Below are 21116 nucleotides of genomic sequence, written 5' to 3'. Positions count from 1 at the left end.
CATACGATTCGCCAACTATTTGCTGCAAAATCCATCTAGCATCCCGGATACCCGATCCGTGAGCGGACATCGCAGGTGTCCGCCGCTACGACCAGAACATTCGGCACGGATCAGGTGCGCCGGATGAGACAGGAGCCGCAAATGCTGAAGGGTTTCAAGGACTTCATATTCCGCGGGAACGTGATCGACCTGGCGGTCGCGGTCGTGATGGGCACCGCATTCGTCGCCATCGTCACCGCGTTCACCGATGGAATAGTCAAACCGCTCATCGAGATATTCGGCGGATCGAGCGATCTGGGCCTGGGATTCCGGATCGTCGCCGATAAACCCGCGACCTATGTCGCACTCGGCCCGATCATCACCGCGGCGATCAATTTCATCATCATCGCGGCCGTGGTCTATTTCATCCTGGTGCTCCCGGCCACCCGGATCAAGAAGCGCTGGGGCCAGACCGCCGTACAGACCGAAGTCGAATTGCTGACCGAGATCCGCGACCTGCTCGCCGAAGACACCGGGGGCGAGGGCGGGCGGCACGAGTCCTCACCGAACTCACTTCATGAGCAGCGAAATCCCCTGTAGCACAACGGGATACAACCTGCCCGGATCCCGGCAGCGGGCCCGGTACCGCATGCACCGGGCCCACCGTCATGCCGGAGGAATCGAATCCGATCAGCCGAGGCTGAAGGGCTTACCCCACAATGTCACCCAGCTGATGACACTGTCGGTGGAGACCTCGACGCTGACGAACGAACGCGCCTGCGCGTAACCGGCGCAGCCGGTCAGACCGATGGTCTCGTCCGCCCACGCGACCGAGCCGTCGTTACCGGTGAACGGCGTGTAGGTCTTGTGGGCATCCCCACCGAAGTCGTCCTTCTTCTCCAGGTCCAGGACGTAGAAGGCCTGCGCCTGGCCGGGGCCGAGGGTCAGGTTGCCACTGGTGCCCACCGAGGCGCTGGGCGTGACATTGCCGCTGCTGTCCCAGCTGGCACCGGCACTCGGCGACGCACTGGCGCCGCCGCCGGAGATGTTCACCTGGCAGCCGACGACGTATCCCGGATAGATGTGGCCGCCCGTGGCGGTCGTCTTACCGGAGATGTGCACATGCGCGGTGGCCGAGGCCCACGCGTTGCGGTGCAGCGGAGTCGAACCCATCGACGGGTTGATGTTCGCCGACTCGCCATCGATCCATACGTGGACGGAGGTGCCATCGGTCAGGGTGCGGGTGATGCTGCCACCGGGCAGCGGGACGAAGGTATCGGCGTTCGCGGCGCCTGTCGAGAACAGACCTAGAGCGGCGGTGGTCACAGCACCGACGCCGGCCGCGCGTGCCAGAGTCTTACGGATGTTCATGTTTAGTTCCCTCATGGGTGAATCGCTATGCGCGAGAATAGAGTTGGCGCTTGGAGACCACGCACGTCAGCCGATGCTGAAGGGCTGCCCGTACAGGGTGGTCTTCGAGTAGTTGTTGCCGACAACTTCGACAACGGTGTACGCACGAGCCTGTGCGTAACCCGCGCAACCCTGGATCTGCATCTCCGCGTCCTGGTATTCCACCGAGTAGTGGCCGGGGTGCGTGATGTCGATCGAGTCGATCTGTACGAACTTGACCTGGCCGGGGCCGAGGTTCAAGCCGATCGATCCACCGAGTGACGCATCGGTCAGGCTGACACTGCCGGAGACTCCGGCGGAGATGGCGTCCGAGCCGATGTCGACCTGGCAGCCGATGATGTAGCCCGAATTGAGCTGCGACGCGCCGTGTGTCGACGAATTGTTGGTGCCAGGATTGTTCAACTGGCCGTTGTTCGGGCCCACCGTGGTGATCGGTGCGTGCGGAACATCCGCGGCCGCGATACCCGACACCCAGACAGTACGGCCGGCACCGTTGGCTGCCAAGGATGTCGAAATGGTGGCGTGCTCATGGGTGCGGGTGATGGAAACACCATCGGCACCCAGTCTGTGGCCGTCCGGCAACGGCACGAAAGTGTCGGCGTTGGCAGCGCCGGTCGATAGCAATCCGATCGCAACGGCTGCCGCCGCCCCGATACCCGCGAAACGGGCACCGCGACGCGCACCGCTGGTGCGGTTCTCGCTCATATTTCCCCTCATCAGGTTATAGCAGTCAGCCTCGACCACCGAGGCTGATTTCCGACCCCGACCACCGGGGTTGGAAACGCGGCCCATTACCGGGCCCAGCTCAGTCTATTCGCCAGCATGTTGCCGCCGCCTAACCGGCGACATGGGTCGCGCTACCGCCAGACCAACCTGTCGGAACCGGGCTACGTTCCGCCGGGGTCGACGCCGAGACGCCGTTCCCGGGCCCAAAAGAGCCGCTGTGGTATAGCCCAAAGGCGAACATTAAACGCACTGACGAGAGGCTGACAACGTATGTTCATGTAAACATCTTGTGATCTAAATCACATTAGCAAGTACGCATGTTACGCGCGGCGCAAAAACCGTGTTAACGCTCGCAAAATAGCTCCGGCGCAAGTTTCGGCGCGAGTGCGCCAGCGCGACGCATGTGCGCTGAGGGAGTGATCATCCGTAATGCGGCGGGACCTGAGACCGCAGCCAATCGTCCGATGACGTTCCCACAGTTGGGAATTCACCGTCGGTACCGCGCTCGTCGCTGGTGGTTTGCGGCAGGGTGTCGCCGAAGATGCGCGCCAACTTCGCCGCATCGGCCGCCGAACGTGCGGAACCCTCCGCCCGGCGCGGGCGGAGGGTTCGATCGTCATCGTTCGGGGTGGAGCTCATTACTCGTCCAGACCGGACAGCTCATCGATGACCCGGCTGACCAGCGGGCCGAGCGTGGCCATACCGTCGCGCACCGCGGCCCTGGTCCCGGGCAGGTTGACCACCAGCGTGCTGCCGGAGATCCCGGCCAGCCCGCGGGACAGCCCGGCATCGAGCGAACCCGCCGCCAGACCGGAGGAACGCAGCGCCTCGCTGATTCCGGGCAGTTCGCGATCGAGCACCTCGGAGGTGGCCTCGGGGGTGACATCACGCGGGGACATGCCGGTACCGCCGACCGAGATCACCAGATCGACACCGCCGATGACGGCGGTGTTGAGCGCATTGCGAATCTCGACCTCGTCGCCCGCCACCAGGACCGTCGCGTCGACCAGGAACCCGGCCTCGGTGAGCAACTCCGTCACCAGCGGACCCAGCGAATCCTCCCCACCATGGGCGGACCGGTCGTCCACAATCACCACGAGCGCACGACCCGCCACAGGAGCATCGATTTCCATGCCGCTAACCGTAGCGTCCAGGGGTGACAGGGAATCCGGTCCCCCGCCGCCGGAGTTGCCGTCCGTCAGCAGGGTCAGGGTGCGGGGCGGGCGGCTCAATGGGCACCGTCCGCGGCGGCTCCGGCGAGGGTCACCTGGACCGTCTTCGCGTTCTGTCCGTTGGTGTCGGTGTAGGTCAGCGAGACCTTGTCGCCCGGCTGATGCGAGCGGACCGCGGCGACCAGCGCGTCACCGTTGTCGATCACCAGATCATCGAGTTTGGTCACCACCACGCCCGGCGGGATGCCCGCCTTGCCTGCCGGGCCGTCGGCGGCGACGTCCTTGACCACCGCGCCGTTGGCGTTGACGTTGCTCGGCGCCTGATTCAGCACGGTCATGCCGATCTGGGCGTAGGTCGCGTGGCCGGTCTTGGTCAGCTCGTTGGCCACCCGGCGCACCTGATCGACCGGGATCGCGAAGCCCAGGCCGATCGAGCCGCTCTGCTGGCTGCTGTCCGAACTGCCGCCCAGCGTCGCGATCGCGGTGTTGATACCGATCAGTTTGCCGCTCATATCGACCAGCGCGCCGCCGGAGTTGCCCGGGTTGATCGGCGCGTCGGTCTGCACGGCGGAGATCACGGTGCCGGTCGAACCGGACTCACCGCTGGTGGACACCGGGCGATTGAGCGCCGAGACTATGCCGGTGGTGACCGTTCCGGCCAAGCCCAGCGGGGATCCGATCGCGACGACCGGCTGGCCCACCTGGAGCGTCTTGGAGGTGCCCAGGTCGATCGGCGTCAGACCGGACTTGTTCTCCGCCTTGATGACCGCCAGATCCGAGATCGGGTCGACGCCGACGACCGAGGCGGAACTGGTGCTGCCGTCCTTGAACTGCACCTGCATCTTCGCGCCCGGTCCGGCGCCGCTGGCGACGTGGTTGTTGGTCAGGATCAGCCCGTTGGAGGACAGGATGACCCCGGAGCCCTCGCCCTCGGCACGATCACCGGCCACCTTGATCATCACGACGCTCGGCACGACCTTCTGCGCAACGGCCTGCACCGATCCCGCGGGCGCGGTGACCGAGGCGGGATTCGCGTTCGGCGAGGAGTTGTCCAGCGCATTGGTGACCGAGGACCCGCCGCCCGAATCGGCCACCAGCGCGCCGATCGCCCCACCGACGCCACCCGCGACCAGCGCCAGCACGATCGCCCCGACGACCAGTCCGGCCCGGCCGCGACGCTGCGGCGCGGCAGTCGCATAGGGCGCGCTCGCATAGGCGGCGGTGCTGTGCTCGGAACCGAAGGGCGAGCCCGCGGCGGTGGGCAAGGGACCGGTCGGCGGTTGCTGCCCGCCACCGGAGCCGTAGGCGTGCGGATACGGCGGCATCGGGGTGGTGTGCTGGGTCGGCGTCTCCCGGGACGCCCACGGCGAATACCCCGCCGGCGCCGAACCCGAGCCGGTCGCCGGGAACTGACCCGTGACCGGCTGCTGCGGCCCGGACTGCGAGTACGGGGAGGGCGGCTGGGTGAACGGCGACGGTTGCTGCCCGAAGGCGGTCTGCCCGAACGGCGATTCCGGCGCCCCGGACTGGCCGTAGGGCGACTGCGACGAGGCGTACGGCGACTCCGACCCGCCCGGCAACGCCTGCCCGAACGGCGACTCCGACGAGCCGGACTGCGTGAACGGCGCCCGCGGCACGGCCGACCCCTGGGAGGCGGACTCCTGCGCTCCCGGCTGGCCGAACGTCGTCCGGCCGAACGGCGACTCCGTCCCGCCCTGTGCCTGCCCGAGCGGCGACTGTGCGGAGGCGGGCGGCGCATAGGGCGACTGCGGCGCGCCCGAGCCCTGCGTCCCCGGCTGGGACGCGGACTGCTGAGCGGGCTGATCCTGGGGCGCGGACCCCGCCGATCGACCGGGATCGGGTGACTGCTGTTCGGCCGGCTGTGCATCGGGCGTCTGCGCCCGCAACTCCGAGTCGGCCGACGACTGCGGCTGTTCCCGGTTGTCCTTCGGGTCCTCGGTCATCTTCTCGTTTCTCCTCACGTCTGCCGACCAGACTGATGACATCGACTGAGAGCGAACTGAGACGGCGCTATCAGTTCTCCATCAGTTCTTCCGCGATCGTGGGCGGGCCGCCTTCGTATGCTCAACCTACCGGCCCGAAAGAATCCCCGTCGATGGCATTAGGCGCACTGCACAGGCCTATTACCCGTTGCGCGCGGCGCTATTGCACCGGCGGTACGGCATTCTCGCCGGGCAATACGATCCGGACCAGTGCACCGCCGCGTTCGGAGGTCTCGATGGTGATCGTCCCACCGTGTTTGGTCACCACCTGCTGCACGATGGCCAGGCCGAGGCCCGAACCGGGCATGGACCGGGCGGCCGTGGTCCGATAGAAGCGTTCGAAGACCAGGCGGCGTTCCTCGGGCGGAATGCCCGGTCCGGCGTCGTCGACGGTGATCTCCATGAGTCCGGGCCCGGTCTCGGCCATCGTGACGTGCACCTGATCTCCGGCCGGACTCCATTTCGCCGCGTTGTCCAGGACGTTCAGCACGGCTCGTTCGAGTCCGGCCTCGTCGCCGTAGACGAACCAGGGGCACAGCTCGGCGACGAATTCCACCCCGGCGCGGCGGCGGCGCGCCCGCTCGAGCGCGCGCTCGGTCACCGCGCCGACGTCCACCCGCTCGTAGACGTCCTCCGGGGCGTCCTCGCGGGCCAGATCCACCAGGTCGCCGACCAGGGTGGACAGCTCCTCGATCTGGGCCACCACGTCCGCGCGCAGCTCGGCCATGTCGTCCTCGGGAATCCGGGGCGCGCCGGGACGGGAGGAGGCGATCAGCAGTTCCATATTGGTGCGCAGCGAGGTCAGCGGCGTGCGCAGCTCGTGCCCGGCGTCGGCGACCAGTCGCCGCTGTCGCTCGCGCGACTCGCCGAGGGCGACCAGCATAGTGTTGAAACTCTCGGTGAGACGGGCCAATTCGTCGTCGCCGGTGACCGGGATGGCGGCCAGATCGTCGGTGCGCGCGACTCGTTCGGCGGCCGCGGTCAACCGCGCCACCGGCCGTAATCCCGTGCGGCCCACCGCGGCTCCCGCTGCCGCGGCCACCACGACGCCGCAGCCGCCGACCACGAACAGCAGCAGGGCCAGCCGGTCGAGCACCTCCTGGGTCGGTTCCAGGGACTGCCAGATCACCAGCGTCGCACCGGATTCCATATGTTCGGCGAGCACTCGCTGATTCCGGCTGGTGCGCAGGGAGAACGAGGACCGGCCGTGCGCGACCGCGACCTCGGGCGCCCCGATCGGCGAATCGGAGTTGCGGGACAACGAAACCCACTGATCGCTGCCGGGATAGTTCAGCGCGATGGACACGTCGTTGGAGTACAGCGCGCCGAGTTGCAGTACCTCCTGATAGTCCAGCGCGTCCAGGCGCTGGTCGATCATGCCGGTCGCCCGGGTCCGAAGTTGTTGGTCGAGATCGGCATTCAGCGCGCGCGCCACCACCGCGTAGGCGGCGATCGAGGTGACCGCCACGGCGATCGCCACGACCGAGGCCGCCAGCAACGTCACCCGCCAGCGCAGCGACACCGAGCGCGTCAGCGGCATCGGCGGACGCAGATCGTGCGTGTCGGTGCGCGGGCGCAGTCCGGCCACGACGTCGCGGCCACGCCCGTTCGCATCCCGTCCGCGCCCGCCCGAACCCCGTGCGGTCGAACGCGGAACATGCCTTCCCACGATGACGCCCACTCCTACGGCGGGGTCTCGCGCAGCACGTAGCCGACGCCGCGCACGGTGTGGATCAGCCGGGGCTCGCCCTCGGCCTCGGTCTTGCGCCGCAGATAGCCGATGTACACCTCGAGGGCATTGCCGGAGGTGGGAAAGTCGTAGCCCCAGACCTCCTCGAGAATGCGGCTGCGGGTGAGTACCCGGCGCGGATTGGCCATCAACATTTCCAGCAGTGCGAACTCGGTGCGGGTGAGGCTGATGGCGCGATCGCCCCGGGACACCTCGCGGGTGATCGGGTCCAGCGACAGATCCGCGAACGTCATCGTCTCGGATTCGGCGGCGCCCGCCGGATCGGCCGAGGTGCGCCGCAGCAGCGCGCGCAGCCGCGCCAGCAACTCCTCGAGGGCGAAGGGTTTGGGGAGGTAGTCGTCGGCGCCGGCGTCCAGTCCCGCGACCCGCTCGGACACCGAATCCCGTGCGGTGAGAACGAGTATGGGCAGGTCGTCACCGGTGCTGCGCAGTCGGCGGCAGACCTCGAGGCCGTCCAGCCGCGGCATCATGACGTCCAGTACCAGCGCGTCGGGCCGCTGCGCGGCCACCTGGTCGAGAGCGTCGAGCCCGTCGACCGCCAGTTCGACGGAGTAGCCGTTGAACGTCAGCGACCGCCGCAGCGATTCCCGCACCGCGCGGTCGTCGTCGACTACCAGAATGCGCATGTGGTCCAGTCTGAACGCACCGACTGAGAGTCCACTGAGAAGCCCCCCGTTCGACACGCCGGTTCACCGCGAGCCGGTGACCAGTCGCTTTACTCGCTCGCGCGGATACGAGCGTATGAAACACCTTGTGCGTGGGGAAATTAGCGATTTCAGAGCAGGGAAGTCCGAATTGCCGTGGCCAAGTTCACGCGGTATGTTGCGTGCCGTAAAAGAAGACCTACAGTCGGTTCTCCGGCGGTTGGACCCGAAGAACGTCAGTTCACATTGCGCAAATTCGAGCGCCAGCGGATCTGCGTAGGCCCGCGAGGGGGCTCGAGAGCTGGCCGAAGATACAGTGCCTTCGGCACAGCGCGGCCGAGCACCTGCGAGGTGAGGCTGTGAGCCGGGAACCGGCCGCGGTGGGACCCCCAGGGCGAATGCGCGAGCGGAGGCGACGGAAGCGGGATGGGAACTGCACCGCGACCATGGCAGCAAAATCTGTCCAACCTCTCGGTGACGAGCAAGGTCGGCATCGTGCTGCTCCTGCCCGTCGTGCTGGCCTCGGTCTTCGCCGTCCTGCGAATCCGGGGCGAACTGGGCACCATCTCGCAACTGAACGTCGCGACCCAGCAGGCGCAGATCATTCGCCCGCTGCTCGACTTCGGTTCCGCCGCAGATGATCTCGCGGTCGCCGCGGGCACCGGCGACCGCCTCGGGCAGGCGACGCTGGACCAGGTCTCCGCGCGCTTCGACCAGACCGCGGCCAACCTCCAGTCGGCACTGCCGCTGGCGCGGGTCGACCAGCAGGTGAGCACCGAGATCACCGACGCGCTGTCCACCGGACGCGGGATGCGCAACAGCCTGCACGGCAGTTCGGCCCAGGTGCTCGGCACCGAGGCCGACGAGGTGGCCACCCACATCAGCAACGCCGTCACCACGCTCATCACGCCCAAGGAGACGACGCTCGAGCGGTATTACACCCAGCTCGGCGATCTCACCATCGCGCGCCGGATGTTCCTGCAACAGCAGCTCATCATCGGCAGCGGCGAGATCAGCAACAATCCGGCGATGATGGCGCAGGCGCTCACCGCGACCGGTTCCGAACTCACCATGATCAACCAGTACGCCGTGGTCCAGCCGACCTCGGCGTACAAGCCGGATATCCTGCTGGACGCCCAGCAGACCCGGTTGCGCGCGCTGAGCCAGAACTCGGCCGAGCCCAGGACGATAGCCGGGGTGGACGATTCGCTGCGGCGCAGCGCCACCACCTATTCCGAGGCGATCAACCACGTGGCCGACCTGATCACCTCGGGTCTGAGCCGCACCTCGATCGATGCGCGCAGCACCGTGCTTCGTGACGTCGCGTCCGTGGTCCTGACCATGCTCGCGGGCCTGGCGCTGGCGCTTGCGGTGGCGCGCTCCCTGGTCGTGCCGGTGCGGCGGCTGCGGCGCGGCGCGCTGCAGGTCGCCCACGTGGACCTGCCCGCCGAGCTGTCGGTGGTGCGCGACGGCGGCGCGACCCCCGAGATCCTCCCGGTCGACGTGCAGACCACCGAGGAGATCGGCCAGCTGGCCCGCGCGGTCGACGACATGCACCGCCAGGCGTTGCACCTGGCCGCCGATCAGGCCCGCCTGCGACTGCTGATCAGCAGCATGTTCGAAACCCTTTCGCGGCGTAGCCAATCCCTCGTCGAGCAGCAGTTGACGCTGATCGAGGATCTCGAACGCGACGAGGAGAATCCGGGGCGGCTGCAGAGCCTGTTCCGCCTGGACCACCTGGCCACCCGCATGCGCCGCAACGGCGACAACCTGCTGGTGCTGGCCGGAACCGCGTTGCGCCGCGGCCAATTGCCCCCGGTGCCGCTCTCGGACATGCTCTGGAGTGCGGTCTCCCAGGTGGAGGACTATCAGCGCGTGGAGATCGGCGCGGTGCCCGACGGCGTCGTCGCCGGTGAGCCCGCGGTCGACATCGAACATCTGCTGGCCGAGCTGATCGACAACTCGCTGCGCTACTCGCCGCCGAGCACACCGGTCGCGGTGTCGGTGTCCGCGGCGCCCGAGGGCGGCTATCTGATCGAGATCACCGACCGCGGCCTGGGCATGTCCGGTGACGATCTGCGCGAGATCAACGACCGGCTGGCCTCCGGCGGTGAGGTGACCGTCGAAACCGCCCGCCGCATGGGCCTTTACGTGGTCGGCAGGCTCGCCAAGCGCCATACGGTCACCGTCAGCCTGCGCCGCACCTCCACGATGGCGCAGCAGCCGGGCATCACCGCCACGGTCCATCTGCCGAAATCCCTGATCACCTCCGACAAGCCGGAGTCCGGCGAATTCCCGGGCGCACCGCTGCCCGCCACGCCGACCTCGACACCGGCCCATGCCGCGCCCGAGGACATCCCGGCTCCGGTGCCGCTGTTCGGTTCCTCGGTGACCCCGCTGCCGCAGCGCCGCCCGGCGCGCGGGGATTCCGAATCCGCCGCGGAGTCCTCGTCCGGCGCCGACGAGCCCACCGGATTGTTCGTCTCCCAGCACGATCCCGAGCCGGCCCCCGACGACGGACCCACCGGTCTGTTCGTCTCCCGCCAAGACCCGGAGCCGGTCTCCGACAACGTGATCGGCTATCAGCCGCAGGACGAGGAACCGAATCCGTTCGCCCATGCGGGCGAGACCGCCCGAGACCCCTGGGCCGTCCCCGACCGGTCGGTATTGTCACAGCCGGACCGGGACGAGGACGACGACGAACCGGTGGTGCAGGACTGGTCGAACTCCGCATCGAGTTGGTATTCACCGGAATCGGTTCCGGCGCAGCAGGATTGGGATGCCGAAGAACCGCAGTACCAGCAGGGCCCGGACATCGCCCGCTGGCGGAGCGGCGACGCGTGGTCCGGCGCGGTGCGCTGGGAAGAGACCGGATCCGAACCGGCACAACAGTTCTGGGCCGACACGCGCCCCGAGCAGCCTGCCGCGACCGAACAGGCCTGGGGCAGTTTGGATTCCACGTCCCGGACACCGAACTCGACGACCGGATCCGGACCCGGCGGTGAGCAGATCCTGCGCCCCCGACGCCGGCGCCCCGCGGCCGAGCCCTGGCCGTCGGGTGAATTCCCGCCGATGCCCGGCAACACCCCGGCCCCCGCGCCCCCCGAACCGGCCCGCACCCCGTCCTGGGATTCCGAGCCAGCGGACCTGTGGGCGCAGACCGCGACGCTGCCGGTCCAGCAGCCCGGCGCCCTCGAACCCGCCGAATCGCCCATCTACCAGCGCATGGTCTCGGAGTGGCTGGTCGAGCCCTCGGCGAGCGAACCCGGCGGCGCCTGGTCCTCCCCCGCCGACGCGGGCTGGGCCGCGGCCGAAGAAGCCAGCAAACCGACCATGGACCACCGGACCTCCGGTGGACTTCCCATTCGCAACCCGGGCGCTCAGCTCGTCCCGGGCGGCTTGACTCCACCCGCCGACACCGGCGCCCCCGATCCCGAGGAAATCCGCAGCAATCTGTCCCGGCACCTCAGCGGTGTACGCAGTGGACGCGCGGGCCTCACGTCGTACGGGGACGAAAACGGGTACAACGGAAATCGGTCCGGCGGCGGGCTCGAACAACACGACGCGCAGCACAACGATGGAGGACACGTATGACCGATACCGAGCAGCCCCCCACCGACGAGAATCTCAACTGGCTGGTGACGCGCTTCACGCGCGAGGTCCCCGGCGTCTCGCACGCGGTGCTGGTATCGGCCGACGGCCTGTTGCAGGCCACCAGTCCGCACCTGCCCGCGGATCGCGCCGAGCAGCTGTCCGCGGTGACCGCCGGACTGGCCAGTCTGTCCTCGGGGGCCGCCCAGCTGTTCGAGGGCGGCAAGGTGATGCAGTCGATCGTGGACATGCAACGCGGCTATCTGCTGGTGATGAGCGTCGGCAACGGCTCGCATCTGGCAGTGCTGGCCAACAAGCAGCACGATATCGGCCGCATCGGCTACGAGATGGCGCTATTGTCCGATCGGGTCGGAGCGGTCGTTCAGGCCACTGCCCGTTCGTCGGTCTGACGGTTCCATGTCGAGTTCCTTCGGAGCCGATCCCCGGCCGACAACACGCGTCCGCCCCTACGCGCTGACCGCCGGGCGCACCCAGCCCGCGGTCGACCTACCGTTGGAGGCAGTCGTGGAGACCCTGCCGTACGCGAGCCGATTCGATTGGCCCGCAGGCGATGTCCGTACCGATATCCTGCGCCTCGGTGGTGGCGGTGGCAGGCTGTCGGTCGCGGAGATCGCCGCCCACTTGCAACGGCCGCTGGGTATGGTCCGCGTCGTCATCGGCGATCTGGTCGTCGCCGGTACGCTGCGGGTGCACACCACGCTCAGTGAAAACGCCACGTACGATGAGCGCCGCTCGCTCATGGAGAGGACCCTGCGTGGACTCCGCGCTCTCTGACGTCTCGGACGCCGAAACCCGCACCGCCTCCACGAAGATCGTGGTGGCCGGTGGTTTCGGCGCGGGCAAGACCACCTTCGTCGGCGCGGTCTCGGAGATCGTGCCGCTGCGCACCGAAGCCATGGTGACCGGCTACTCCGACGGCGTGGATGATCTGTCGGCCACGCCCGGCAAGGAGACCACCACGGTCGCCATGGATTTCGGCCGCATCATCCTGCCGGGCAATCTGACCCTGTACCTGTTCGGCACCCCGGGCCAGCGCCGATTCTGGTTCATGTGGGACGACCTGGTCCGGGGCGCGATCGGCGCGGTGGTGCTGCTGGACACCCGCCGGATCGAGGACAGTTTCGCCGTGGTCGACTTCTTCGAGGCGCGGCAGCTGCCATTCCTGGTGGCGGTCAACCGTTTTCCCGATTCTCCCCGGTTCCCGGCGACCGAACTGCGCGAGGCGCTGTCGATCCGCGAGGGCGTGCCCATCGTCGACATCGACGCCCGCGATCCGGTCCAGGTGCGCCAATCACTGGCAGCGGTAACCGAATACGCCATCGCGCGTCTGACCGAACCGCCCGCCCGCGATCCAGCGCACCGATGAGCGGCTGTACCACCGAGATCTGATACGACCCGGACAGGGGGTTTTTGCGTGCAGTACTTCACCATGGGGACCTGGGTGCTCGTGCTGGCGCTCGGTGTGGCGTGGGCGGGCACTCTGGTCGGCCTGATCTGTATCCGGCAGTCGACGCTGTCGGTGACCGCCAAATTCCGGCTCGTGTGGCTGACCGCGGCGGCCGTGTGCATCGGCACGATCGGGACGCAGGTCGCGATGTCGGTGACGATGCTGGGCGTCGGGCTGCCCACCGGGGTGGTCCGCTACGACCTGATGCAGCGCGTCGCCGCGCTCGTGGTGGCGCCGGTCGGCGTGCTGGCCGGACTGATCATCGCGGGCGACGATCGCAAGCCCGTCCGGTTGGGCATCGGCGCGCTCGTCGCGGGACTGTGCCTGGGGCTGATGAATTACCTTGGCCTGAGCTCCCTGGCGGTACAGGGCACGACCACGATCAGTCCCGCGATCATCGCCGGATGCACCGTTCTGCTGGTTGTGCTCGTCGCCGCACTGCTCTGGACGACGCGGGTGCACGTGACGACGGCCCTGGTCGGGGCGTCCGTGGTGTACGCGGGCGCGGTCATCGGAATCCTCTATCTCGGCCTGTCCGGGCTGACGGTGCGCATCGATCCGGCCATGCCGCAGCCCGCCGGGCGGGATCTGTTCACCATGTTCATCCCGATCTTCGTCGTCGCCACGATGTCGCTCGCGGTCCCGATCACCGCGGTTCTGGTCGCACCGGACCGCACCGGGCGGTTGCAGCCCGAATCGCGCACCAAGCGGGTGCCCAAGGGCCCGCGCCAGCGCCGCATCCAGGGACAGAACCGCAGAACCGAGACCGCCCGCACGTCCGAGCCGGTCGGCTGAGCGGACCGCACGGACATACGAATCGGGTCGGACCGCCCCCGGCAGTAGGCGATCCGACCCGGATTCGTCGGGCGCGGGGTTCCTCGAAACCGCTGCGGCCCTGGTATTTCAGCCTGCACACACCCGGAATCCGGGGGCGCGGGCCCGTGGAATGTGGCCCAGACAGAGCCTCGCCCGCACCGATTACGAGGCGGTAACTTTGCCCGTAAATAACTCGGCAAAATTACCGCAATCGTGTTACGAGACTGCAAATTCAGACAACCACCGCCCGCACGCGCCCGATTCGGCAGCGGCACATCCGATGCCGAGCGCCGCGCGCACACGGCGAATTACAGTGGCCCCATGCAATCCCGCCCGGATGACGCCGAGGAGACCGACGCGTCGCAGGCACTCCCGGACCACCTGGCCGTTCTCCGCGATATCCAGACCCAGCTGCGCGGCCCCGACCTGGCCGGATGGCCACAGCTGGGCACCGACGAAGACGGTCGGCACCGATCGCTGGTGGACGCCGTGGCCGCCGCATTGACGCAGATCTCCGAACTACGCACCGAGGTGGGCGATCTGGAGGCTACGATCGCCGAACTCGAGGAACAGGTGCGAAACCTGTCACAACCGCGGCTCCCGTGGCCGCTGTCGCTGGCGGAGGCGCCGCTGACAGCGCTGGCCGAACAGGTCGCGCGATTGGAATCGCTGGTGCACGAGGCGCTCGGCCGCGGCAACTCGGAACATGCGTGACATCGATCGCAGCCCGGCCGCATGGATCGAGAGCGTGCCCCCGCGCGAATCTCCCGCAGAAATGGCGATGAGCGGGTTCCCTGGTCTCCCGAGAGAACCCGCCCTCCCGAATGAGGCTACCGGGTCCAGAGCACGAAATCATCACTTCATGTGGACTTTTTCACACTCAAAAACCAACTGGCAGTAGGTAGTTCAGAGATCAGCTACCTCATCGCAATCAATAATTCGGCTACATGCGCAGCTCGACCCAATCTTGATATTTGCCCAAAAATCGCGGAATGCGGACAAACACCCTGAACATCACCCTGTGCCGCACCGACTCTCGCGACAGATCTACAGCCGAGCCGGATCGATCAGCCCTCGTCGCACCGCGGCCACCAACCGCCGCGGCACGCGATACACCGCGCCGCCGACGCTCACCGGCACCAGATCCGGCGGGCTCGCCTTCCAATTCGCCCGTCGGCTACGGGTATTCGACCTGGACATCCGCCGCTTCGGAACCGCCATCTCAGCTCACCGTGCCCTTCTGCTCGCCGCCCCGGCGACCGGGCGTGCGCCGACCGTACTTGCGCTCGAACTTCTCCACCCGCCCAGCGGTGTCCAAGACGCGATGCGCGCCGGTCCAGAACGGATGGGAGTCGGCGCTGACCTCAACGGTGATCAACGGATAACTGTTGCCGTCGGACCACTGCGCCGTGCGCGTGCTCACGGCCGTGGAACGGGTGAGGAATCGCTTACCGGTGCTCACGTCCTCGAAGATCACCGGATGATATTCCGGGTGGATACCTGCCTTCACCGATCTGCCCTCCCGTCCTGCGCGCCCTGAGTCGCGGTGGATTCGTTTGTCTCACAGGGGTCTTCATGCCAGTCGCCGAACGGGTCGTCCCACTGCGCGACGACCTCGGGCGCGGTGCGCACCAGACGCAGTTCGGCATCGTCGACCAGGGCCCAGTGCAGCGCGTGCCGGATCTCGTCCGGATCGGCGTCGCAGACCAGGACGGTCAGCGAGACGTCACGATCCCCGAAGTGCTCGTCCCAGCGCATCGCGGCCAGGGCGCGGCGATCCGGATCGGCCGCGGCGGCATCCTCGGGCGGCAGCACGGCCAGCCACGGCCCCGCGCTCCCGACCCGCAACCCGCCGCCCGCGGACTCGAGCCACACCACCTCGTCGGGCTGGGTCGCCAGCCACACCCTGCCCCGCGCGGTGACCACACCCTCGAACAACACGTCCAGCGCGTCGTGCAGCCGGGCCGGATGGAACGGGCGTCCGGCGGCGAATTCGACCAGGGTGACACCGAATTCGGTGTGCAGCGGGGGTCGGCGGCGCAACAGCGGCGCGTGCGCGTCGAAGATCCGGCCGCGACGCGAATCGGCCGCGACGCGGTCGAGCAGGCGCTCGATCCGCACCTGATCCTCGATCGTCGAACCGTGCGCCCAATCGACCGGGGCGCGCGGAATCAGCCGATCCAGGATCGCGGTCAGGCGCGCGCGTTCCGCACCGGTCACCGCCTGCCCGCCGAAAACCAGGACGGCATCGGCGAATTCGACCTGTCCCACCGCGACCTGCGCCACGGTGCGCTCGTCATCGGCCCGGCGGCCGCGTTCGGCGAGGGTCTCCGCACCGACAGCGTCGGCCAGCCAGGTCCGCGCGTCCAGACCGGTGACCACGGCCTCGATCCGCACGCTGCGACCGGCGGGCCCGTCGACGCGGCCGGCCACACCGGCCACCGGAACATGCTCGATGGCATGACAGACCGCCTCGGCCTCGAATGCGGGATCCAGCGCGATCACGATGCGCCGCACCGAATCTCGCGTGGCCAGCAGACACAGCAGCGGCAGCAGATCGGCGCGCAGCGTGCACGAGACGCAGCCGTGCGCGAGTTCGTGCACGGTCGTCACCGCGTGGTGATCGACGGCGGGATTCGCGACGTCCCGGCCGATCGGGGTGCCGTACCACACCGTCCTATGCACGATGCCCTCGTGCAGGGCGGTCAGATCGTGGCGGATCACCACCGTGCCCGGTGTGTCCAGCATCGCGCGGGCGATGCGGGCCAGACCCGCGCCCACGGGTGCGCCCGGTTCGGTTTCGTTGGACGCGTCGGCCAGTAGCACCACGGGTGTGCGGCGCTCGGGAGGTGAGGCCACCGGAACCCCTTTCGACAATGATTTTCATTTACTGGCCGCCCACGCTACAGTGTTCGATGTCCAATGTCGAAAATGATTGTCATCTTCAGGAGGATCACCGTGTCGGCACACTGCCAGGTCACCGGGCGCCGGCCCGGATTCGGCAAGACCGTCTCGCATTCACACATGCGCACCAACCGCCGCTGGAACCCCAACATCCAGCGCAAGACCTACTACCTGCCCAGCGAGGACCGCCGCATCACGCTGACCGTCTCGGCGAAGGGCATCAAGACCATCGATCGCGACGGCATCGAGGCGACCGTCGCGCGGCTCCGGCGCGAGGGTGTGCGGATCTGATGGCCCGCAACGAGATTCGCCCCAAGATCAAACTGCGCTCCACCGCGGGCACGGGCTACACCTACATCACCCGAAAGAACCGCCGTAACGATCCGGACCGGATGGTGCTGCGCAAATACGATCCGGTCCTGCGCGAGCACGTCGACTTCCGGGAGGACAGGTAATGGCCAAGAAGTCCAAGATCGCCCGCAACGCCCAGCGCGCGGCCGTCGTCGCCCGCAATGCCGAGCGGCGCGCCGAGCTGAAGGAGGCCGCCCGGCGCGCCGCCGCCGGATCGCCGGTTCGCGGCGAGACTCGGGGGCAGCGAATCCGCCGCGGCGATGCGGAGGCCAAAGGCACAGCTGTAGAGCTTTACGCGGCAATGCAGCGGCTACCTCGCGATGCAAGTCCGGTACGATTGCGCAATCGGGATGCTTCGGATGGCCGCCCACGTGGATATCTGCGGAAGTTCGGCCTTTCCCGAGTGCGTGTGCGCGAGCTGGCCCACCGCGGGGAGCTGCCCGGTGTGCACAAATCGAGTTGGTAGACCACCCCCAGATCTCGTGAGAGGGAAGCCCGGCAGGTGCGGTCAGGGCCCGAGGAGGGAGCTTGCGTAACCACGCAGGGCCCAGAGCTCATGCCGAGAAAGGACACTGATATGGCAGTCAAGCGAGCACCGTCCAAGAAGGTCCGGGCCGAGCAGGCACGGCGTCCGAAGAAGAACCCCCTGATCGCCGCGGGCGTCGAGGTGGTCGACTACAAGGACGTGAACCTGTTGCGCACGTTCATCTCCGACCGCGGCAAGATCCGCAGCCGCCGAGTCACCGGCCTGACCCCGCAGCAGCAACGCCAGGTCGCCATCGCGGTGAAGAACGCCCGCGAGATGGCCCTGTTGCCGTTCACCAGTCGCTGACCGCCCCCTCGGCCAGACGCGAGAGCCCCGTTACACACCTTGGGTTCCCTTCGCGTTGCGCCGCGCCGTGCGCGCCATGGAAACCGCGGCGCCGCCCACTAGGGTGTGGCGCATGAAGGCGAATTCGGGACCGCGTCGCGTCGGCGCGGCCGCCGCAACCCTGCTGGCAGTGCTGGCGGCCGGGTGCGGACAGGCGAACAACGGTGGCACACAGGCGAATACGACCACGAGCACCACCTCGGGGCCGAGCACCCCGACCGAACAGGCCACGCCCGATCCGGGGCGCACGTTCACCGCGAATCCCGCCATCGTCGACGCGCACCCGATGGCCTTCGACAGCTGGAGCCCGCTCGCCGCCGATCGCATCGCGGTGAACTTCCAGATCGGCTCGCCGGACTGCTTCGGCGTCGACGTGACCACCACCGAGACCTCGAGTACCGTCACCGTCGCCATGCATTCGGGTCGCCTGCCGGAGGCGCAGGGCCGGATGTGCACCATGATCGCGGTGTTCGGCACCCTCGACATCCACTTGAAGCAACCTCTGGGCAATCGAAAGGTGCTCAGCGCCGCATGAATTCGCCAGCTAATGTGATGTCGATCACAAAGCATTCTGAACAGCGGTTATAGCTTAACCATCTGAAGCGGCGACGCTTCGGAAGTGATACGTTGCGTGACATAAGCGTTACGTAGAGAAACTCCAGGCCAGTCCAACACCCACAGAGCACTCATGTCACGCACTTCCCCCGGCCGACGCATTCGTCGAGCTACTCCGAATTCTCGTCCCGCACAAGGGGAACCCCAGACCGATTCCCGGCGTCAGCCGGGATGACGAAACCCGGGACCCGGGATGTATACGGCCCGGTGCCTGGATGAAAGAAACCCCTGCGCGGGAACCGCAGCCCCGCGCAGGGGTTTCTGTATTCTTGGCCCCCGCTTCGCTCCTCCGCTCCGGTCAGTCCAGAATCGACCCGGGCCCCGACCTTGGAGTTGGCGTTATCAGAGGTGGACGGAAAAACAGGTGACCTTCCGGTTGACCGGCCACGAGCGGGAACCGGTTTCGTACGAACCGGTCTCTCTGCGAGAGCCAGGAACATGTTCTGCCCGAACGAGTTTCGCATTCAACTCGCTTGGCTTCGGGCTCGACCCGGCCCCGGGGTCGTATTCCCCGGGCCGGGTCGTCCTCAGTGGGCGAAGTGGCGGGAGCCGGTGAGGTACATGGTGACGCCCGCTTCTCGGCAGGCATCGATGGTCAGCTGGTCGCGGACCGAACCGCCCGGTTGCACAATGGCTTTCACGCCCGCGGCGATGAGTTGCTGGGGGCCGTCCGGGAAGGGGAAGTAGGCGTCCGAGGCGGCTACCGCACCCTTGGCTCGGTCGTCGGCGCGCAGGACCGCCAGGTGGACCGCGTCGACCCGGTTGACCTGGCCCATGCCGACGCCCACCGAGGCGCCGTCGTGGGCCAGCAGGATCGCGTTCGACTTCACCGCACGGCATGCGCGCCAGGCGAATTCGAGATCGGCCAGGGTGGCCGCGTCGGCGGCCTCGCCGGAGGCCAGAGTCCAGTTGGCCGGGTCGTCGCCCTCGGCGTCGACGATGTCGCGCTGCTGCAACAGCGCGCCGCCGCTGATCGGGCGCAGTTCCGCACCGCCGCGAACGGGCGGCTCGGCGACCAGGATGCGCACATTCTTCTTGCGCTGCAACACTTCCACCGCACCGTCGGCATAGCCCGGCGCGACGATCACCTCGGTGAAGATCTCCGCGACCTGCTCGGCCATCTCGACGGTCACCTCGCGGTTGGCCGCGATCACTCCGCCGAACGCGCTCACCGGATCACACGCGTGCGCCTTGCGGTGCGCCTGCGCGATATCGTCGCCGACCGCGATGCCGCACGGATTGGCATGCTTGACCACCGCGACGGCGGGCGCGGTGTGATCCCAGGCGGCCCGCCACGCGGCATCGGCATCGGTGTAGTTGTTGTACGACATCTCCTTGCCGTGCAACTGATTCGCCTGCGCCAGCCCGGGCGCACCGGCGGCATCGGTGTACAGCGCGGCGGCCTGATGCGGATTCTCCCCGTAGCGCAACACCGACTCGCGCGTCCACGTCGCGCCCAGCCAGGCCGGGAACCGCTCCGCGGCAGCCGAATCCGGCTCGGCCGCGGCCTGCGAATCCTGGTCGGCGGTGAGCACATCGGTCATCCAGCTCGCCACCGCGACGTCATAGCTCGCGGTGTGCTGAAATGCCTTGGCCGCCAGCTCGGTTCGCTCGACGAGGGTGAATCCGCCCGAACGCACCGCATCGAGCACCCGGTCGTAGTCGGCGACGTCGACCACCACGCCGACCGACGGATGGTTCTTCGCCGCGGCACGCACCATCGACGGACCGCCGATATCGATCTGCTCCACGCACTCGTCCGGACTCGCACCGCTGGCCACAGTCTCGGTGAACGGGTACAGGTTCACCACCACCAGACCGAACGCCTCGACGCCCAGTTCGACCAGCTGATCGACGTGCTCCTGCTTGCGCAGATCAGCCAGGATTCCGGCGTGCACCCGCGGATGCAGCGTCTTGACCCGGCCGTCCAGGGTCTCCGGGAAACCGGTCAGCTCCTCGACCTTCGTCACCGGGACGCCCGCGTCGGCGATCCGCGCCGCGGTCGACCCGGTCGACACCAGCTCCACGCCCGCCGCGTGCAGCCCGGTGGCCAACTCGACGAGTCCGGTCTTGTCGTAGACGCTCACCAGCGCCCGGGTGATCGGCCTGCGCTCGGCCTCGTTCGCGGGTCGTTCGCTGCGTTCACTCACCGGAGTACTCGCTCATCTGGGATAACTGCCTTTCGTCCATCGGAGACAATGCCTCGCGTCGCGACGGCGGCGACGACCTGCGCCAGCAACCGCCGCTCGACAACCTTGATCCGCTCGTGCAGGGCGCCCTCGTCGTCCTCGGGCAGTACCGCGACCGCCTCCTGTGCCAGGATCGGCCCGGTATCGATGCCCGCGTCGACCAGATGCACGGTCGAGCCGGTCACCCGCACTCCATAGGCGAGCGCGTCACGCACGGGGTGCGCGCCCGGGAACGAGGGCAGCAGCGCGGGGTGGGTGTTGATGATCCGGCCGCCGAAGCGGGCCAGGAAGGCCGGGCCCAGAATCTTCATGAAACCGGCCGACACCACCAGATCGGGCGCGTGGGCGGCGACCGCCTCGGTCAGCGCCGCATCCCAGGACTCGCGATCGGGATACTCCCCCAGCGCGACGCGGAAATGCGGAATTCCGGCGGCGTCGGCGTGATCGGTTGCGGCACACGGCCTGTCGACGCCGACCGCGGCCACGCGGGCGGGATAGCCGGGCTCCGCGGCGGCCTCGATCAGCGAACGCAGCAACGATCCGGTACCCGAGGCGAGCACGACGACGGTCGCGGGCACGGCCGCGGGCACCAACTGGGCGGGCGGAGTCGTCAGCGCTCTACTCCCT

The 21116-nt window shown here is 68.0% G+C and carries 23 protein-coding genes; 12 read left to right on the top strand and 11 right to left on the bottom strand.

Translation table 11 applies throughout. The features are described 5' to 3' along the window. Positions 1–141 precede the first annotated feature (141 nt). Positions 142–579 (top strand): large conductance mechanosensitive channel protein MscL, encoded by a 438-nt coding sequence (gene mscL, locus NM2_RS22565; protein WP_067672312.1) that lies wholly within the window; start codon positions 142–144, stop codon positions 577–579. A 90-nt stretch (positions 580–669) separates the two neighbouring features. Here mscL and NM2_RS22560 read toward each other — a convergent pair whose 3' ends face one another. The 6 genes from NM2_RS22560 to NM2_RS22530 form a co-directional block, all read right to left on the bottom strand. Further along, positions 670–1350, bottom strand: a complete 681-nt coding sequence (locus NM2_RS22560; RefSeq protein WP_067672277.1) for an MspA family porin — start codon at positions 1348–1350, stop codon at positions 670–672. Between the two features lie 66 nt (positions 1351–1416). Next, on the bottom strand, positions 1417–2094 hold the full coding sequence (locus tag NM2_RS22555; protein ID WP_067672275.1) for an MspA family porin: 678 nt from the start codon (positions 2092–2094) through the stop codon (positions 1417–1419). 659 nt (positions 2095–2753) lie between these two features. Continuing rightward, complete coding sequence (locus NM2_RS22545) at positions 2754–3248, bottom strand: MogA/MoaB family molybdenum cofactor biosynthesis protein (RefSeq protein WP_067672269.1); 495 nt, start codon at positions 3246–3248, stop codon at positions 2754–2756. A 95-nt stretch (positions 3249–3343) separates the two neighbouring features. Then, positions 3344–4612 (bottom strand): S1C family serine protease, encoded by a 1269-nt coding sequence (locus NM2_RS22540; RefSeq protein WP_067672310.1) that lies wholly within the window; start codon positions 4610–4612, stop codon positions 3344–3346. Positions 4613–5450: 838 nt separating this feature from the next. Continuing rightward, complete coding sequence (locus NM2_RS22535) at positions 5451–6830, bottom strand: sensor histidine kinase (RefSeq protein WP_084531429.1); 1380 nt, start codon at positions 6828–6830, stop codon at positions 5451–5453. Between the two features lie 143 nt (positions 6831–6973). Continuing rightward, entirely contained in the window at positions 6974–7666 is a 693-nt protein-coding gene (locus tag NM2_RS22530) for a response regulator transcription factor (protein WP_067672267.1), read from the bottom strand. Positions 7667–8110: 444 nt separating this feature from the next. On the opposite strand from NM2_RS22530, the gene NM2_RS51750 reads away from it, so the two are divergent. The 6 genes from NM2_RS51750 (at position 8111) to NM2_RS22500 (ending at position 14273) form a co-directional block, all read left to right on the top strand. After that, complete coding sequence (locus NM2_RS51750) at positions 8111–11278, top strand: ATP-binding protein (protein WP_084531425.1); 3168 nt, start codon at positions 8111–8113, stop codon at positions 11276–11278. Continuing rightward, a complete protein-coding gene (locus NM2_RS22520) occupies positions 11275–11685 on the top strand; it encodes a roadblock/LC7 domain-containing protein (protein WP_067672258.1) in 411 nt (136 codons plus the stop codon). The genes NM2_RS51750 and NM2_RS22520 overlap by 4 nt, the downstream gene beginning before the upstream one ends. A 7-nt stretch (positions 11686–11692) precedes the next feature. After that, on the top strand, positions 11693–12070 hold the full coding sequence (locus tag NM2_RS22515) for a DUF742 domain-containing protein (protein ID WP_067672252.1): 378 nt from the start codon (positions 11693–11695) through the stop codon (positions 12068–12070). After that, entirely contained in the window at positions 12051–12662 is a 612-nt protein-coding gene (locus NM2_RS22510; RefSeq protein WP_067672250.1) for a GTP-binding protein, read from the top strand. The genes NM2_RS22515 and NM2_RS22510 overlap by 20 nt, the downstream gene beginning before the upstream one ends. Positions 12663–12710: 48 nt before the next feature. Next, positions 12711–13538 (top strand): MHYT domain-containing protein, encoded by an 828-nt coding sequence (locus NM2_RS22505; RefSeq protein ID WP_067672247.1) that lies wholly within the window; start codon positions 12711–12713, stop codon positions 13536–13538. Positions 13539–13880: 342 nt separating this feature from the next. Then, positions 13881–14273 (top strand): hypothetical protein, encoded by a 393-nt coding sequence (locus NM2_RS22500; RefSeq protein WP_067672245.1) that lies wholly within the window; start codon positions 13881–13883, stop codon positions 14271–14273. 333 nt (positions 14274–14606) lie between these two features. On the opposite strand, the gene rpmF is transcribed toward NM2_RS22500, so the two are convergent. Genes rpmF through mrf form a run of 3 tightly spaced genes read right to left on the bottom strand, consistent with a single transcriptional unit; the run spans position 14607 to position 16418 of the window. Next, complete coding sequence (gene rpmF, locus NM2_RS22495; RefSeq protein ID WP_067672242.1) at positions 14607–14780, bottom strand: 50S ribosomal protein L32; 174 nt, start codon at positions 14778–14780, stop codon at positions 14607–14609. Position 14781: 1 nt separating this feature from the next. Beyond that, on the bottom strand, positions 14782–15069 hold the full coding sequence (locus NM2_RS22490; RefSeq protein ID WP_067672239.1) for a type B 50S ribosomal protein L31: 288 nt from the start codon (positions 15067–15069) through the stop codon (positions 14782–14784). Beyond that, positions 15066–16418: a ribosome hibernation factor-recruiting GTPase MRF gene (gene mrf / locus NM2_RS22485; RefSeq protein WP_067672236.1), complete on the bottom strand. Its 1353-nt coding sequence runs from the start codon at positions 16416–16418 to the stop codon at positions 15066–15068. Before mrf ends, NM2_RS22490 begins: the two co-directional genes overlap by 4 nt. A 99-nt stretch (positions 16419–16517) precedes the next feature. Between mrf and rpmB the strand changes: the two genes are divergently transcribed. From rpmB to NM2_RS22460, 5 genes are all read left to right on the top strand, one after another. Beyond that, positions 16518–16754 carry a 50S ribosomal protein L28 gene (gene rpmB, locus NM2_RS22480; protein ID WP_067672305.1) on the top strand — a complete coding sequence of 79 codons (237 nt, stop codon included), beginning with the start codon at positions 16518–16520 and terminating at the stop codon, positions 16752–16754. Then, positions 16754–16918 (top strand): 50S ribosomal protein L33, encoded by a 165-nt coding sequence (gene rpmG, locus NM2_RS22475; protein ID WP_067672233.1) that lies wholly within the window; start codon positions 16754–16756, stop codon positions 16916–16918. The genes rpmB and rpmG overlap by 1 nt, the downstream gene beginning before the upstream one ends. Continuing rightward, complete coding sequence (gene rpsN / locus NM2_RS22470; RefSeq protein ID WP_067672230.1) at positions 16918–17280, top strand: 30S ribosomal protein S14; 363 nt, start codon at positions 16918–16920, stop codon at positions 17278–17280. Before rpmG ends, rpsN begins: the two co-directional genes overlap by 1 nt. A gap of 111 nt (positions 17281–17391) precedes the next feature. Next, complete coding sequence (gene rpsR / locus NM2_RS22465) at positions 17392–17646, top strand: 30S ribosomal protein S18 (protein WP_040819081.1); 255 nt, start codon at positions 17392–17394, stop codon at positions 17644–17646. Positions 17647–17758: 112 nt separating this feature from the next. Next, the gene (locus tag NM2_RS22460; protein ID WP_067672227.1) at positions 17759–18220 is read left to right on the top strand and encodes a hypothetical protein; all 462 of its coding nucleotides are present in this window, start codon (positions 17759–17761) and stop codon (positions 18218–18220) included. A 607-nt stretch (positions 18221–18827) separates the two neighbouring features. Here NM2_RS22460 and purH read toward each other — a convergent pair. Both purH and purN read right to left on the bottom strand, forming a co-directional pair. Then, positions 18828–20450: a bifunctional phosphoribosylaminoimidazolecarboxamide formyltransferase/IMP cyclohydrolase gene (purH, locus tag NM2_RS22455; RefSeq protein ID WP_067672224.1), complete on the bottom strand. Its 1623-nt coding sequence runs from the start codon at positions 20448–20450 to the stop codon at positions 18828–18830. Further along, positions 20447–21067 (bottom strand): phosphoribosylglycinamide formyltransferase, encoded by a 621-nt coding sequence (gene purN, locus NM2_RS22450; protein ID WP_067672302.1) that lies wholly within the window; start codon positions 21065–21067, stop codon positions 20447–20449. Before purN ends, purH begins: the two co-directional genes overlap by 4 nt. Between the last annotated feature and the right edge of the window lie 49 nt (positions 21068–21116).

This window comes from Nocardia miyunensis NBRC 108239 (assembly GCF_001613065.1).
Taxonomy (GTDB): Bacteria; Actinomycetota; Actinomycetes; order Mycobacteriales; family Mycobacteriaceae; genus Nocardia; species Nocardia miyunensis.
Note: the sequence above shows the minus strand (reverse complement) of the source record. Positions and strands in the feature narration are given on the sequence as shown.

Coding starts and splice junctions, on each gene's coding strand:
- NM2_RS22530 (WP_067672267.1), bottom strand. CDS start 7,666: ATGCGCATTCTGGTAGTCGACGACGACCGCGCGGTGCGGGAATCGCTG.
- NM2_RS22500 (WP_067672245.1), top strand. CDS start 13,881: ATGCAATCCCGCCCGGATGACGCCGAGGAGACCGACGCGTCGCAGGCA.
- NM2_RS22535 (WP_084531429.1), bottom strand. CDS start 6,830: ATGCCGCTGACGCGCTCGGTGTCGCTGCGCTGGCGGGTGACGTTGCTG.
- rpmG (WP_067672233.1), top strand. CDS start 16,754: ATGGCCCGCAACGAGATTCGCCCCAAGATCAAACTGCGCTCCACCGCG.
- mscL (WP_067672312.1), top strand. CDS start 142: ATGCTGAAGGGTTTCAAGGACTTCATATTCCGCGGGAACGTGATCGAC.
- NM2_RS51750 (WP_084531425.1), top strand. CDS start 8,111: ATGGGAACTGCACCGCGACCATGGCAGCAAAATCTGTCCAACCTCTCG.
- rpsR (WP_040819081.1), top strand. CDS start 17,392: ATGGCAGTCAAGCGAGCACCGTCCAAGAAGGTCCGGGCCGAGCAGGCA.
- NM2_RS22560 (WP_067672277.1), bottom strand. CDS start 1,350: ATGAACATCCGTAAGACTCTGGCACGCGCGGCCGGCGTCGGTGCTGTG.
- rpsN (WP_067672230.1), top strand. CDS start 16,918: ATGGCCAAGAAGTCCAAGATCGCCCGCAACGCCCAGCGCGCGGCCGTC.
- NM2_RS22545 (WP_067672269.1), bottom strand. CDS start 3,248: ATGGAAATCGATGCTCCTGTGGCGGGTCGTGCGCTCGTGGTGATTGTG.
- rpmF (WP_067672242.1), bottom strand. CDS start 14,780: ATGGCGGTTCCGAAGCGGCGGATGTCCAGGTCGAATACCCGTAGCCGA.
- NM2_RS22460 (WP_067672227.1), top strand. CDS start 17,759: ATGAAGGCGAATTCGGGACCGCGTCGCGTCGGCGCGGCCGCCGCAACC.
- NM2_RS22520 (WP_067672258.1), top strand. CDS start 11,275: ATGACCGATACCGAGCAGCCCCCCACCGACGAGAATCTCAACTGGCTG.
- NM2_RS22540 (WP_067672310.1), bottom strand. CDS start 4,612: ATGCCGCCGTATCCGCACGCCTACGGCTCCGGTGGCGGGCAGCAACCG.
- NM2_RS22555 (WP_067672275.1), bottom strand. CDS start 2,094: ATGAGCGAGAACCGCACCAGCGGTGCGCGTCGCGGTGCCCGTTTCGCG.
- NM2_RS22515 (WP_067672252.1), top strand. CDS start 11,693: ATGTCGAGTTCCTTCGGAGCCGATCCCCGGCCGACAACACGCGTCCGC.